Raw genomic sequence first — 17,370 nt, forward strand, 5'->3', positions numbered from 1 at the left:
ATGGCGTTCCCCTTCGGCTCTGATGCGTTCCGCAAAAACATCGAATCGGTCGATTCGCGCGATGTCGCGAAAGCACGGTCGCGACTCAAGTGGTTCTCCGGGGAAACCCGCCACCGATTCTTCCAGAGCCTGCGCCTGATCCAGGAAGGCCGGATGCCGGTCCGCGTCTCGGCCGTGAAGGTCGAAGCGCTGGAGCCGCGCTATCTTCTGGCCGCCGATATCATCCCGATGTCCGATCTGGACGCCTCGGGCGGGGCCGACTGGACGCTGGAATACGATCACGTCGCCGAAGTCTTCAAAATCTATGACGAGGAGACGGGTGACCTTGTCGAGGAACGCGCGCTGTCCGACGCCACGGACGGCCTGACGATCCAGGGCACCGACGGGAACGACCGGCTGAAACTCGACGTCACGGGACTTCTGCCCCAGGGCATCGCCATTCTCTTCGACGGTGGCGCGGGCACCGACACGCTCGAAGGTCCGGCACAGGACACCACCTGGACCGTCGACGGCCAGGACGCGGGCGAGGTCGCGGGCTTGCGCTTCACCTCGGTCGAGGCGCTTCAGGGCGCCGCGGATAACGAGGACACGTTCCTCATCCAGCAGGATGGCGCGCTCACCGCCGGGCTGCATGGCGGCGATGGCGGGTTCGATGTGCTGGAGCTCGATGGCGGCAGCTACGGCTCGGTCACCTATGTGGCCACCAGCCCGCAATCCGGCACGATCACCCGCGATGGAGACGTGCTCGCCTATGACGGGCTCGAGCCGCTCACCAACACCGGAACAATGGACGAGGTCGTGTTCGACCTGACCGCCCTCTCTGACGCGGTCACGGTCACCTATGACAGTGGAACGAACCAGATCACCATCGCGGGCGCGACCTTCGAGGACACCACCTTCACGGTTCCCGACGTCTCCCTGACGATCAACATGGGCAACGATCAGGGTATCCTGTCCGAGTTCACCGCGCTTCTTCCGGATATCGACGTCGACATCGCGGGGATCAGCCCGTCCCAGTTCCCGGCGGGCGATGTCCTGACCTTCTCGGGCGATTTCGACACGCTGGGCGATCTGAACCTGACGGTCGATGGCGGCGAGGGTCTCGACACGGTGATCTTCTCGGGCGGAACGCTCGTGACCACCGGCGCCATCGACATCACCGCCGAGACCATCACCGTCGAGGACGGCGCCAGCGTCTCGGGCGCATCGGTGACCTTCACCTCCGAGGCGTCCGGCAACGGCATCATCCCCGAAGGGCCCACGGACGGCTTCATCCTCTCCGCGCCGAAGGCGTCCATCGACATCCAAGGCGACGTGACCGCGACGGCCGGTGACGTCTCGATGAGCGCGACCACCTCGTCGACGCTCGAATCGTCGAATTTTGCGCTCGGACCGATCGGCGGCGCGATCACCGCCGGGATTCCGCGCGCCTCGATCACGCTGGGCACCGAGGGCGATGCGCTCTCGTCGGGATCGGTCACCGCCTCGGGCGCTGTGGCGCTGACCACCGGGGTCACGCTGACCCTGACCGCCGAGGATCAGGCCGAGGACGGCGACACCGATTCCGAGACCGACGCCGCCGTGGCGGTCGCCGTGCTCGTCACGCGCTCGACCATCGGCATCTGGGGCGCCAGCGCCATCGACGCGGGCACCAGTGTCAATGCCAATGCGGGCACGACGCTCGATGTCACCAGCATCGCCGATGGCCGCCCCGAGAGCGGCTCTGCCGCGGGTGCGACCGTTGCGGTGACCGTGGCCGACGTGGCGACGCGCGTCTCGGTGGGGGATTCCGCCTCGATCGGCGCGTCTGACGCCCCCGAGGCGATCGGGCTCGCGGCGACCACGACCGCGACGATCACCACCGCCGCCTATTCCTCGGCCGGAGGCGCGGACGAGAGCGCGGGCAATGCGAATGACAACGAGTCGCAGAACCGGCTCGAAGACCCGAACAACGATGGCGACAGCTCGGACCGGGCCGCCAGCCAGGGCGGCAATATCGATTTCGCGGGCGCGGTTGCGGTCGGAATCTATCTGCCGACGACCACCGTGTCGGTCGATACCTCGGGGTCGCTCTCGACCTCGGGCGGCGCCAATGCGGTCAGCCTGAGCGCGACGCAGACCGATATCCTTTCCACCACCGCGAGCGGTGTGAGCACCGATTCCACCGCCACCGGCGTCGCGGTCGCCGTCGGGATCGGCGTGATCGACGCGGATGTCTCGACCACGCTCGGCGGGACCACGACCTACAACACCGGCAGCGTCACCGCGACAGCGACGCTCGATGCGTCCGGCGGCTACGCGCTGACGGCGATCAGCGGCGCGACCTCGTCGGCAGAGACGGCGATTGCGGGAAGCCTCGCCATCCATGTCGTGACCACGGATGTGCATGCGCTGGTGCTTGATGGCGCTGCGCTAACGCTGAACGGCGCGAGTCTGAGCCTGACGGCCAGCTCGACCACCGTGGTGACCACCTCCGCCACGCCGACCGAGTCCGGCGGTGCTATGGGATCGGACACCGGGGTCGGGGCCTCAGTCGCGCTCTATATCGGATCGAACTCGACCAGCGCGGCGCTCGAGGGCACCGCGCTCGGCACCGGCAACGCGGCGGGTCTGGGCGATCTGACGCTGTCGGCCACCGGCACCCATACCGACACCACCACCGCCGAGGCGGGCGCCTCGGGAGGCGGCACCTCGGTCGGTGGCGCGGTCGCCATCGCTGTCGTCAACAACGCCACCACCACCGATCTCGGGACCGGCGGCGATCTCGCCGTGGCCGGAGACCTGTCGGCCAGTGCGATCCATTCGGGCACCAGCACGATTCTCGCCGATGGCACCGCACTTGGCGGCGGCACCGCCGTCGGCGCGGCCGTGGCGCTTGGCTTTGTCGACAACTGCGCCTCCTCGACCTCGCGGCGCAATTCCACTGTCGCCGGGACCGCGGCGCTGACCGCGTCCTCGACCGGGCGCAGCGGCGTGACCGCGCGGGCCTCGGCGGAAGGCACCGACACCGATAACGAGGCCGCCGATGCCGACGCGCAGCGCGATCAGCAGGTGGGATTTGCGGACGGGCGCACCGACGAGGATCTGAGCGGCCAGCTCGGCAGCCAGGAATCCGCCAATTCGACCGGCGGCGATGTGGGCGTCGGCGCGGCCCTGGCGCTCAACGTCTCGGGCAATGTCGCCGATGCGAGCGTCGAGACCGGCACGCTGACCGCCTCGGGCGTGACGCTGGAGAGCGCCGCCGAGATGGACGCCACCGCGGACGCGGACGGCTCGGCCACCGACACCGCGGGCGGCAGCACGCAGATCGGCGCGGCCATCGCGATCAATGTCGCGTCGCTCTCGAACACCGCCGGTGTCGACGCGGGCGCATCGGTCGTTCTGACCGGCCAGGACGGCGTGACCATCCGCGCCGGGCGGGCAGATTCGGGCACTGCGGTCAACGCCTTCGGCGCCAGCGCGACCTCGGGCGCGTCGGGCGGCGACACGGGCGTCGCGGGGAGCTTTGCGCTCTCAATCGTGGACACCGACACCCGTGCCGCAATCGACGGGTCGGTCGCCGAGAGCGCCCCGGATGCCGGGATCGGCGCTGTCACGATGAGCGCCGCAGAGGAAAGCACGGATACGGTCGCTGCGACCTCCGACCAGTCGGGCGGCGATACGGGCGTGGGCGCCTCGGTCGCGATCAGCGTGGCCGATCACCTCGTGATCGCCGAGATCGCCGACGGGGCGGTGCTCGACGGCGCGGACGACCTGTCGATCTCCGCGACCGGAACCCATGCGGCCACTACCACCGCCGAGGCGGGCGCCCAGAGCACCGGCACCGGCGTGGGCGGCGCGCTGGCCATCGATGTGCATGACCGGACCACCCGGGCGCGCATCGGCACCGACGCCTCCGCGCTGACCATCGGCGGCGATGCCGCGATGGCGGTCGAGCATTCCGGCTCGAGCTACGCCAAGGCCGATGGCGAGGCCGCGGGCGACACCGCCGCGGGCGTGGCGCTGTCGCTGGCCTTTGTCGACGACCTGGCCGAGACCGATCTCGATCGGGATCTGACCACCGGCGGCACCGCAAGCCTGACCGCCAGCGGCACCGGCAGCTCCAAGGCCGAGGCCATCGCCGCGGCCAAGGGCGCGGATTCCGACGACGAGAGCGACACCTCCGCCGACCAGCAGATCGGTGGCGCGACCACGACCGCCGAAAGCCGCTCGGGAACCAACGAGGACGAGTCCGCCGCGCAGCAGGGCTCGACCAGCTCGGGCAGCGTTGCGGTCGGCGCGGCGGTTGCCGTGAATGTCTCGACCCTGACGGTGAGTGCCGAGCTTCTGGGCCGCGATGTCGAGGCCGACCTGACGCTCGGAACGCTCGCGCATATGGATGCGAGCGCAACGGCCAACGGCTCTGCCTCGGACGGCAGCGACGGGGCGACGCAGATCGGCGTCGCGGTCGCGATCAATGTCGCGACGCTCTCGAACCGCGCCGGGATCGACGCGACCTCGACGGTCACGGGCGGGCTCTCGGTCTCGGCCGGGATGGTCGATGGCGAAACCCATGAATTCGGCGCCTTCGCGACCTCCGGCGCCTCGGGCGGCGATACCGGGATCGCGGGCAGCTTCGCGCTCTCGGTGGTCGATGCCGACAGCACGGCAACCGTCGCAGGCACCGTCACGGCGGGCGGCGAGGATGTGAGCGCGACAGCGGCCTCGAAGAGCGTCGACACGGTCTCGGCGACGGCCGAAAATGATGGATCGAGCTCGACCGGCGTCGGTGCCTCCATCGCAATTTCGGTCGCCAACCATCTGACGCAGGCGGAAATTTCCGACGGCGCGGTGATCGGCGGCGCGGGCACGCTGACGGTGACGGCCTCGGGCGAGCACGATGCCACGACCACGGCACAAAGCGGCGCGCAGGGGTCGACCGCCATCGGCGGCTCGCTGGCCATCGACGTGCATGACCGGATGACGCTGGCGCGGGTCGGCACCGGGCTTGGCGCACTGACCCTGACCGGCGGCGCCGAGATCGCCGCGACCCATCGCGGTGCGAGCCATGCCAAGGCAAACGGCAACGCCACTGGCGACACCGCCGTGGGGGCCTCCATTGCACTGAGCTTCGTCGATGACACCGCCGAGGCCGATCTCGACCGTGATCTGGTGCTCGGCACCGGCGCGGCGCTGGCCTTCGCGGCCACCGCGCGCGGCGCCTCCAAGGCCGAGGCCATCGCCTCGGCGGCGGGCGCGGACAGCGACGATGAAGGCGCGGATGCGGATGCGCAGATCTCGGGCGCGGAATCGACCGCCGAGGGCAAGTCCGGCACGAGCGAGGACGCGACCCAAGGCGGACAGGCCGGAGCGGATGACGGCAATGGCGGGCAGATCAGCGTCGGCGCGGCGGTGGCGGTCAATGTCGCAACCCTGACCGCCTCGGCGGTGCTCTCGGGCGTGTCCGTGACCGGCGACACCAATCTCGATTCGCGCGCCGAGATGGATGCCGAGGCAGTGGCCGACGGCTCGGCCTCCGAAGGCGGGGCCTCGGGCGGCACCATCCTCGGCGTCGCGGTCGCAATCAATGTCGCGACGATGACGAACAGCGCCGAGCTTGCGGGCGACGGTTCGGTGACCGGCGGCTTCACCGCCGAGGCGTTGATGGCCTCGGGCGGCAACGACACCCATGATTTCGGCGCCAGCGCCACTTCGGGCGCCTCGGGCGGCGAGACCGGCGTGGCGGGCAGCTTCGCGCTTTCCATCGTCGATGCAGACACCACCGCGCAGCTCGATGGAAACGTGACGGCGGGCGGCGATGCAGTGACGCTCGGCGCGGCCTCGACCAGCGCGCAGACGGTCTCGGCCACCTCCGAGAACGAAGGCTCCTCCTCAACGGGTGTCGGCGCCTCGATCGCGATCAGCGTGCTGAACGACGCGACGATCGCACAGATCTCGAACACCGGCACGGTCTCGAACCCGGGCGCGGTCAGCGTGACCGCGGCGGGCGAACACAGCGCCACGACCACCGCCGAGAGCGGCGCGGCCGCCAAGGATGGCACCGGGGTCGGCGGCTCGCTTGCCATCGACGTGCATGACCGCAGCACGACGGCTCGGATCGGGACGGGCGGGACGCTCATCGGCACCGGCGACGTGGCGATCTCTGCGACCCACAAGGGTTCGAGCTACACCAAGGCCGACAGCAACGCGACCGGCAACACGGCGGTTGGCGCCTCGATCGCGCTGAGCTTCGTGGACGATACCGCCATCGCCGATCTGGACCGCGACGTGACGATCGGCGCGAACATGCTGACGATGTCCGCGACCGGCGCAGGCGCGTCGAAGGCCGAGGCCATCGCCTCGGCCCAGGGTGCCGATAAAGACGACGAGCCCGCCGATGCCGACAGCCAGATCGGCGGCGGCACGACCTCGGCAAGCTCCAAGGCGGGCACGAGCGAGACCGCCAATCCCGGGGGTGAGGATGCCTCGGCCAGCTCGGGCGGCAGTTCCGTCGGCGTGGGCGCGGCGGTCGCGCTCAACGTGTCGAACCTGACCGTCGAAGCGGTGCTCGCAGACCGCATCGTGACGGGTGACGTGGTGCTCGAAACCGCAGCCGACATGGACGCGTCGGCCGTCGCGGACGGCTCGGCCGCAGAGGGCGGCGCCGAAGGGGGCACGCAGGTCGGTGTCGGTGTGGCGATCAATGTCGCCAACATGGTGAACCGCGCCATCTTCAACGGCAGCACGGTCAACGGCGCGGCAAGCGCCAGCGCGATCATGGATGATCGTGGCGATGGCGAGCATGTCTTCGGCGCCAGCGCGACCTCGGGCGCCTCGGGCGGCGAGACCGGCGTGGCGGGGTCCTTCGCGCTCTCCATCGTCGATACGGACACACGGGCGCGCATCACGGCGACCACCGTCAATGCGGGCAATGGCGACGACGTCTCACTGACGGCGGCGTCCAAGACCGACCATGTCGTCTCGGCCACCTCGGCGAATGACGGCTCCAGCTCGACCGGCGTCGGTGCGTCCATCGCGATCAGCGTGCATGACGATCTGACCGACGCGGTGATCACCGATTCCGGCGTCATCAACGGGGCTGACGAGGTCACGCTGTCGGCCACGGGTGAGCATACCGCGACCACAACCGGCGCGGCGGGCGCCTCGGCCAAGGACGGCACCGGCGTCGGCGGCGGCCTGGTGATCGACGTGCATGACCGGACGACCCGGGCGCGGATCGGTGCAGGCGGTCTGATGACCACCAAGGGTGACGTGTCGATCACGGCGCTCCATTCGGGATCGAGCTACGCCAAGATGGACAGCAACGCGACCGGCAACACCGCCGTCGGCGTGTCGCTGGCGCTGGCCTTTGTCGATGACACGGCCGAGGCCGATCTCGACCGGAACCTCACGACCTCGGGCGATACCCTGACGATGAGCGCGCGGGCGGTCGGACAGTCCAAGGCCGAGGCCATTGCCTCGGCGGAGGGCACCTCGAAGAGCGGTGACGGCAACAGCAGCGCCGACCAGCAGATCGACGGCGGCGTGAGCACCGCAGACAGCAAGTCGAACAAATCGCTCGACCGCACCCAGGGCGGCAAGGATACCTCGGCGGAAGGGGCCGGAGGCTCCGGTTCGGTGGCCGTGGGGGCCGCCGTCGCGCTGAACGTCGCGAGCCTCAGCGCGACCGCGATCCTGCAGAACCGGACCGTCGTTGCGGCGGTCGATCTCGACAGCCGCGCCGACATGGACGCGGAGGCCATCGCCGACGGGTCCGCCGCAACCGGTGTGACCCCGAACGATCCCGACACTCCCGAAGACGAGACGCAGGACGGCGATCGCGTCGGCATCGCGGTGGCGATCAACGTCGCCGATCTCGACAACCGCGCGGAGATGCTGAACTCCACGGTAACCGGCAGTGTCGACGCCGATGCCATGATGGACGGGCGGGGCGACCAGAAACACGTGATGGGCGCGCAATCGACCTCGGGCGCGTCCGGAGGCGATCTGAACGTCGCGGGCAGCTTCGCGCTGAACATCGCCAACAGCGACACGGTCGCGACGGTGAGTGGCACGGTCAACGCGGGCGGCGGCAACGTGACGCCGACGGCGCGCGGCACGCAGGAGACCTATGCCAAGGCGCTCTCGACCACCTCGGGCGGCGGCAGCACCGGCGTCGGCGCGTCGATCGCCATCGACGTGTCCCTGATGGAGGTCACGGCCGAGATCCGCGACGGATCCGCGATCAACGGCGCAAACATCGTGCGGGCACAGGCATTTGGCAGCGGCGAGAACACCGTCGAAGGCGAAGCGGGGGCCGAGAGCACCACCTCGGGCTCCACGACTGTCGGCGGCGCCATCGTCGTCTCCTATATCGACCAGCAGACAACGGCGCGGATCGGCGCCGGTTCGAACCTGACGGCGACCGGCAATATCACCGTCCAGGCGACCCATCACGGTGCTACGACCACCACCGCGAAGGGCGACGCCACCGGCGCGACCGCGATCGGCGCGGCGATTGCCGTGGGTCTTGTCGACGATGCGGGCCGGGCTGAACTGGCGCGGACCGCAAGCGGCAACGCCGTCACCGTGACGGCCTTCGTCGACGGCGCGTCCGAGACCAGCGCCACGGCCTCGGCCAAGGGCGTCAAGAGCGGCGGCACCGCGAACCAGCAGAAGCAGCAGGGCTCCGGCATGGCCTCGAGCCGCGGACAGTCCGCGGGTGGCGGCTCCAAGGGGACGTCCTCGACGGCGTCGCAGAACAGCAGCGAGGTCAGCGTGGCCGCGGCTCTGGCGGTCAACGTCTCGGGCTCCACGGCCGAAGCGACGATCTCGGGCGGCAGCGTCACCGCGACCGGCAACCTGACCGTCGCAACGCGCAACAACATCAAAGCCACCGCCATCGCCTCGGGCGAATCCGCGACCACCGCGGGCAACGACTCCGTGGGCATCGGCGTCGCGATCAACGTCGCGTCCATGACCAACTCGGCGGTCGTCGCAACCGACACGGACATCACCGCCAATGCGATGTCGACCAAGGCGACCATGCGCCCGGTCGGCTCCGACAGCACGCATGACTACATCTCCAAGGCTTCCTCGGCGGCTTCCGGCGGCGATACCGGGATCGCGGGCTCCTTCGCGCTCTCGGTTGTCCATTCCGACACGCTGGCGCGCGCGGGCGGCGTCGCGACGACCATCGGGCTCACGGGCGGCGCCATCGACATGGCGGCGGACAGCCAGTCGCGGCACTACGTGCTCGCCTCCTCGAAGGGCCTGAGCAAAGGCTCGAGCTCGACCGGTGTCGGCGCGTCCATCGCGCTCTCGGTCCTCTTCGACACCACCGATGCGTCGATCCTCGACGGCACGGTGATGAACGGCACCGCCAATGGCGTCTCGGTCACCGCGGCCTCGACCCTGACCTCGGCAGAGCCCGACGCCGATGCCGACACGCCCGACGAGATCACCGAGGCGCTGGGTGGCGCCGCGGGCGACGGCACGGCCGTCGGTGGCGCGGTGGCGGTCACCTATGTGGAAAGCGATACCGACGCGCGGATCGGCACCGGGACCGGCAATTTCGCCATGACCGGCGGCGCGCTTGTCGTCACCGTGACCCATGCGGCGGATTACGTGACCAACGCGGATGCCGAGGTCGCGGGCAGCGGCACCGGCGTCGGTGCGTCGGTCGCGGTCAATATCGGTCTCGACGAGGCGGATGCGTTCGTGGGCCGGGCGATGACCCCCGAGGTCGCGGATGCCCGCAACACCATCGCGTCGGCCACCGTCACGACGGAATCGATCATCAAGTCGATCACTACGACCAAGGCGTCGGCCAAGGGTTCGGACAAGGCCGATACAAACAACGTGGATTCCGACCAGCAGACCAGCAATGCCGGAAGCTTCGCCCAGCAGCAGGATAGCTCGGCCACCAACACGCCTAGCCAGACCGGCGACGGCATGTTCACCACCGGTCAGAACAATTCGACCGGCCAGTCCGGCACCGGCCTGAAGCAGGGGGCCTCCGGTGGCAATTCCGGCAACTCCTCGGGCGGCAAGACCATCGCCGCCACCGTGGCGGTCAACTACCTCGAAGGTGGCGCGACGGCGAAGGTCGCCGACAATGCCGATATCAACGCCTCGGGCGACGTGACGGTCGCGGTGACCTCGCAGATCACCGCCAAGGCGCTGGCGCTGGCCACGGCGACCAATATCACCGACAGCAACTCGACCGGCGTCGCCGCGGCTGTGGGTCTCAACATCACCCAGTTCGACGCCGAGGCCTCGATCGGCAACAGCTTCGTGTCGGGCAGCGAAGTGATCGTCACCTCGCTCCATCCGGAGGATCAGAAGAACATCTTCCAGGTGCGCGCGCTTTCGGGTGCCGCCGCGGGCGCGGATGCCATCGCGGGCTCCATCGCGATCAACTACATGGACACCTCCAGCACCGCCAGGATCGGCGGTGGGGCCGAGGTGACCGCGACCACCGGCGATATCGCCGTCGAAGCCGAGACCCTGGTCGAGCTGCAGAACCTCTCGGGCGGTGCGGCGATCTCGACCTCGAACGGAGCGGGCGCTGGTATCGCGGTGTCGATCAACATCGTCAACACGATGGACACCACGGCTGAGGTCGGCACCGGTGCGGTTCTCAAAGCGACCGCAGGCGAGATCCGTGTGACGGCCACCGGCAGCTTCACGCCTTTCGAAGAGACGCTCGGTCTCAAGACGGAAAGCGACGACATCGACAACCAGACGGTCCGGCTGACCAACTTCGCCGCCGGTATCGCGGCGGCCGGCAATGGCGCGGCCATCGGCGGCTCGGCGGCGGTGAACGTCGTCACCATCAACACCAAGGCGCTGGTCCTCGCCGATGCCAAACTGACCGCGAAGGACGCGGTGACGGTCTCGGCAGTCGACACGCTCGAGATCTTCTCGGGCGCGGGCTCGGTCGGTCTCTCGGCAGGCGGCGCAGGCGTCGGCATTGGCATCGCGGTCGACGTGATCACCCGCACCACCCAGGCGCGGGTAATGAACGGGGCGGAACTGACCGCCACCGACGGTTTCGTGCTGGTCAACGGCGTCGCGACCGACAAGGTCACCTCGATCGCCGCGACCTTCGGCGCGGCGTCGGATTCCGCCGCGCTGGCCTTCTCGGTCGGCGTCGTGGTCCTGACCTCGACCACCGAGGCCAAGATCGAAAGCACGATGGCCAAGCCCACGGTTGTCAAGGCCTCGGGCAACGTCACGGTCAACGCCTCGAGCACGGCGGACTTGCTCTTCATCTCGGGCGGCGTCGCGGCCTCGGGAAGCTCCGCGGGGATCGGCCTCGCGAGCTACATCTTCGTGCATGACGACACCGTCACGGCGCGCGTCGGCAACTATGCCAACATCACCACCGGTGGCACGACCGGCCTCTCGGTCCTGGCCTATAGCAGCGAGGACCTCCTCGACATCGTCGTTGCGGCGGGTGTCACGGCTGGCGGCTCCGTCGGCGTCGGCGGCTCGGTGCTCGTGTCGGTGATGACCGAGACGACCAAGGCGACCCTCGGCAACCACGTTACCGTCAATGCGTGGAACGACGATGACAACATCGACAGCGGTGTCATCGTCGATGCCGACGGTCTCACGACCTATCTCTCGGTCGCGGGCGGTATCGCGGTCTCCGGCGGCGGCGCCGGGATCGGCGCGGGCGTCAGCGTCCTGACGCTGAACAAGACGACCGAGGCCTTGATCGGGAACTACGTCACCATCCAGGGCAATCCGGATGTCGATGGCGACATGGCAGACGGCAATATCGAGGTCGACGCCAACGCCAGCGAGACGATCAAGACCTTCGCGGTCGCCGCCGCTGTCGGCTCGAGCGTCGGCGTCGGCGTCGGTGCCAAGGTCATGGTGCTGACCCTGACCGCCACCGCCGCGATCGGCACCAACGCCAACGCCAAGACCCGCGCCAGCGTGAAGGTGCAGGCGGTCGACGAGACCGAGATCGACATCATAACCATCGGCGCGGCCGCGGGCGGCTCGGGCGGTGTCGGTGCCGCCGCGGGCGTCGCGGTGATCAACAAGACCATCGATTCCGATATCGGCAGCAACGGCGACATCGTCGCGCTCGGCTTCGAGACGACGCAGGCGCGGACCGGCGACTATTCGATCGGCACCGGCAGCACGGACACCGGTGTCAATGACAGCGCATTCCAGTTCAATGGCGCCAATCCAAACCGGCCTCAAGAAAGTGATTTCGAAGTCGGCGTGTTCGACACCGGCAACGACCAGGTCAACCCGGACCTCGTGGCCGAGGGCGATCCGGAGAAGGCCACCGATGTGCCGGACCAGAAAGGCGCGGCAGAGATCAACGAGGAAAACGAGATCTCCGATCCCGACATGACCGCGGACCGCACCGCGGTCCTCAGCGCGACGGCGAACCGAGGCGTGGTGGTCTCGGCCTCCGGCAAGGACGATATCGAGAGCTATGCTGTCGGCTTCGCCGCTGGCGGCACCTTCGCCGTCGGCCTCGGCGCCGCGGTGAGCATGGTGACCACGAACACGACCGCCGATATCGGCGCGAATACCGACATCAACAAGACCGACGAGGCTGCCTCGGGCGGCCAGAAGGTCCAGGTCGTCGCGGCCAGCGATTTCCACCATGTCGGGATCGGCGCAGGCGGCGCCATCGGCGGCACCGCGGGTGTCGCCCCCGGTGTCGATGTCTCGATCATCACTCAGACGACGACGGCCACCGTCGGCGCGGGCGCGGATGTGAGCGCCCGGGACGACATCGTGGTCAAGGCGCAGGCCCGCGAGGACTTCTTCGTCGTGGGTCTCGGCGTTGCCGGATCGGGCGTCGTGGCAGTGGGCGGCGGCGTCTCGGTCGTCTCCGTAACCTCGACCACGACCGCGGGTGTCGGCGTCGGAGCGGTGATGTCGGCGGGCGGCGATGTGGTCGTCCTGGCCGAGGATTTCACCGATTACACGGTTCTTAACCTCGGTGTCGGTGTCGGCGGCGTGGTTGGCGCAGGCGCCGGTGTCGGCGTCCTCGTCGCGACCAAGGACACGAGCGCGCTGATCTCGGATGACGCGGTCATCGACGCGCGCGCGACCGGCGGCGGTCGCGAAGGCATCCTCACAGGCGAATGGGCCGCGGATGGCGATTTCGAGAAGACCGGCGATACCGGTGTGGCCGCTGCGGGCGGTGTGATCGTCCAGGCGCGGTCGTCCGAGGATATCCTCAACCTGACCGCCTCGGCAGGCGGCGGGATCGCCGGCGTCGCGGGCAGCGTGACCGTCACCGTGGTCGACAGCGACACAAGCGCGATCATCGGCGATAATGTCGATATCAACCAGAACGCGGGCGACTACACCGACGAGGACGTGACGGTCGGAAGCGATCAGGGCGTCTGGGTCGCGGCCTCGAACGAGTTCAAGCTCATCAACGCCGCCATCTCGGTCGCCGGCGGGGTCGTCGGCGTCGGCGCGTCGATCAGCTTCGGCAGCGTCCGCAACGATACCGGCGCCCTGATCGGCGCTGGAACGGATATCAACGCGAAATACGGCGTGCAGGTCTCGGCGCTCGCGGACAAGGACGTGCGCGGCTACGTCGCCTCGGGCGGGGGCGGTCTGGTCGGTGTCGCGGCGGCGGTCAACGTCTTCTCGATCAACGCCGATTTCAGCGGCACCTATGACGAGCGCGAAGCCGAAGCGTCGGATTCGGAACAGACCAGCCCGACCATCGACGACCGTCCCCAGGAAAACGTCCTGATGCTCGATCAGGACCAGAACGGGGATAACGACGTCGACGGCGAAACCTCGGTGGCCGCATATGCCGACGCGCAGAGCGCCAGCAGCAGCAAGGGCGTGAACGACAGCTTCGGCGAGGTCTCTTCGGAAGGGGCCGCCACGGACCCGAACAGCGCCGACGGGCGCGCGGGATCGATCCTGGGCGGTCTGTCGATCGCGCAAATCGCGGCTGAGGACAACCTGATGGCCTCCGCGCCGGAAGAGGGCACCACCGCCGTGGTCGAAGGCGGCGGCAGCATCACCAGCGAGGGCGATGTCAGCGTCCAGGCCGAGGAGCGGATCGAGTTCGACTTCATCACCGGCTCCGCGGCGGGCGGCCTGGTGGGCGCGGGCGCGGGCGTGACCGTGATCAACGTGCGCTCGAACGTGCGCGCGGCACTTGGCGGCGATATAGACGCCGATGGGGCTGTGGTGGTCGAAGCCTCCTCCAACCGCGGCGGCGAAGGCGTGACGGTGGGTGTGTCCGCCGGTTTCGTGGCGCTTGGCGCCACCGTGACCGTGGTCAACGATACCGGCACGCAGCTGGCCGAGATCCTGGACGGCGCGTCCATCGATGGCGCCTCGGCGGTGACCGTCAAAGCCGGAAGCGTCCAGAACTACACCTCGAACGTCTACTCGGTTCAGGTCGGAGCCGCCGCGCTCGGCGTGAACTTCTCGACCTTCACGCTCGATGACGGCAATGCCTCGAGCTACGAGACCTACGCGCGGATCGGCACGGGCGTCGTGATCGGCGGCGACAGCGCTGTCGGCAATGTCCTTGTGAACGCGACCTCGGATGTCTTCGTCGATGCCAATGTCGTCGGTGCGGCGGCCGGGATCGGCGCCGCCGGCGTCAACCTGAGCTTCGTGCAGGTCAATCCCAATGTGCGCGCCTATGTCGGCGGCGGCGGGACCAGCATCAATGCGACCGGTTCGGTGGAGGTGAAATCCTATCTCGAGGTCGATGCCTTCGCGGATGTCCTTGCCGTCACCATCGGCGGTCTGGCGCTCGGTGCCAGCATCGCCGATCTCGAGATCGACGGAAGCTCGCAGGCGGTGGTCAATGGCAGCATTGTCGGCAGCCAGACCGTGACCATCGAGGGCAAGGCCAAGGTCATCGGAAAGGCCTATGCCGAAGCCTCGGGCGGCGGCCTGGTCGCGGGCAATGGCCACGTGGCTCTGACCCGCGTCACGCCGCTGATCGAGGCGCGCCTAAACGGCTCGGCCACGTCGACGAACACGGTGCGCGTGGACGCGATCTCCGAAGGGCAGGCGCGGTCTCAGACGGAAAGCAAATCCGGCGGTCTCGCCGGGGTCGGTGTCGGCTACGCGAGCGCCGAGCTGTCTCCTGAGGTCAACGCCGTCATCGGCGCAGGCACGATTCTGGCCGGGGCCATCGCGGTGCGGGCGACCCACAACTTCGACCGGGATCAGGCCAACGGCTGGCGCGCCTACGCCAAGACCGAAGCTGCGGCGGTCACCGGCATCGGCGCTCAGGTCAATATCACGGAAGCGCGCGCGGATGCGCATGTGCTTGCCAAGATCGACGGGGATGTCGACATCGTCACCGCGGGCGCGGTCACGATCGAGGCGATTTCCGACAATTATTCCCGGGCCTTCACCGACGGTCTTAATGTCGGCATCCTGGCCGCGGTCGGTGCGACCCGGGCCTTCGCCTACAGCAATGGCGAAACGGTTGCGGAAATCGGCGACCAGAACTCGGCCTCGGACGATCCCGACATGCAGGTCGGTTCTCTCACGCTCGAGGCGCGCAGCCAGGACGTCGCGAACTCCAAGGTCAACGCCGCGGGCGGCGGTCTTCTGGCCGTGGGTCTGAACAAGGCGGAAGCCCAGGCCATCGGCACCACGCGCTCCGAGATCGGTCGCAATGTCGGGATCGTGTCGGACGACTACATCACCGTGCTTGCCTCCGGAAAGCCCGAGGTCGATGCGAACGTCAAAGGCGTTTCGGGAGGCGGAATCTCGGTCGGCATCTCCGAGGCCAAGGGCACGATGAATCCGACGGTCACGGCGCGGATCGACACCGGAACCTCGATCTTCGCGGGCGGTCTGATCACGGTCGACGCCACTGCCGAACCGCAGGGCGGCCTGGCCCCGGATTACATGATCGAAACGGTCAGCACCTCCCAGAATACGCTGACGGTAACGCAGCATGGCCTGACCACGGGCGATGTGGTCGAGGTCGGCTCGGGAGCGGGCGACGAACGCGATCACAACGTGATCTTCGTCAACAACAACACCATCGCCTTCGGCAACCAGTTCTCCGGTCAGGGCGAGAGCCTCGATACCGACAAGGATCCGCAGATCCTCGAGCTGCGCGACGAGATCGTCTTTGCCCAGGCCCACAACTTCCAGAACGGCGACAAGGTCATCCTGACCAAGCTGACCGGCGACAGCGCGGTCGCGGCCGATATCATCGACGGCGGGACTCCGTCCGAACTCTATGTCGTGGTCGTCGATGCCACGACCATCAAGCTGGTCGACAGCCTCGCCAAGACCGATCCGAACTGGTTCGACAGCAATGCCGATACGTTCGTCGTCGGCGATGTCTCCGGCAACTGGATCGACACCGACAACAACAGCTACCAGGTCGGCGATGTCGTCACCTACAAGGCGCCCGACGAGGGGATCACGTTCGGCGTCGGAACGGTCGATGTCACCAAGAGCTTCATCCAGGCGGCGAGCAACAGCGACTCGCTGAGCCTGGCCGAGGGGCCGACCAACCCCGCCGATGACGACACCAACTGGATTTGGTTCATCGACCTCGACAATGACGACCTTGAGTTCATCAACCACGGCTTCGAGGTTGGCGACGTGGTCGTCTACACCTCGCGCACCCAGGACGGCACGCAGCCGGGCAGAGAGATCGGCGGGCTGACGCAGGGCGAATCCTACTACATCGCCGAGATCAGCGATGAGAGCATTCTGAACACCAACAGCTACGGCGTGAAACTGAAGGCCGGCGCGGCCGCGGACGAGGACGTCTATTTCGAGCGTCAGGACAACGGCACCTACAAGCTGGTCCTGACCGGCTCCTCCACCTGGGCGTCGCTCGGATACGATGTCGGCGAGGAGATCACGGTCTCCGGCGCGGGCGCGAACAATGGCAAATACACGATCTCCGCGCGCTCCGCGAAAGAGCTGACCATCGACGGCTCGTTCAGCCGCGTGACGCGCGTCGATCAGTCGATGACTGTCGGCGTCAAGGATGTCAGCGGCACCGATCGCCAGACCATCACCCTGTCGAACGGCAACTGGGGCTCCGGCTTCTCCGCGAACGACACGATCACGATCTCCGGCATCAGCGGCCTGAACGGCGTGCGCGAGATCCTGAGCATCAGCGGCAACGAGATCGTGCTGAAAGGGGCGGCGAACGCGGGGCTCAACGGCTCCTTTGGCGGCGCGCAGGTCCAGCTTGAAGACCCCGAGCAGATCGGCGTCGATGCGGACTTCATCGACCTCGTCCCCAAACGTGACACCGACGGGCCGGGCGTCGACAACGAGGACAAGGCCGATCCGAGCGTTCACAAGCTGACGCTCTTCGAGGACACGCCGATCGGCGGTCTCGAGGATGGCCGCACCTATTACGTCGTCGAAGTCGGC

The 17,370-nt window shown here is 68.2% G+C and carries 1 protein-coding gene (only partly in view); it reads left to right on the forward strand.

The features are described 5' to 3' along the window. The coding region annotated (locus ACFQ4E_RS13135) for an LEPR-XLL domain-containing protein (protein ID WP_386804273.1) crosses the window boundary (this coding region is incomplete at its 3' end): on the forward strand, positions 1 to 17,370 show 17,370 of its 33,210 nt. Its footprint extends 15,840 nt past the window's final position.

The organism is Litorisediminicola beolgyonensis (genome assembly GCF_042679605.1).
In the GTDB taxonomy this organism is placed as follows: domain Bacteria; phylum Pseudomonadota; class Alphaproteobacteria; order Rhodobacterales; family Rhodobacteraceae; genus Litorisediminicola; species Litorisediminicola beolgyonensis.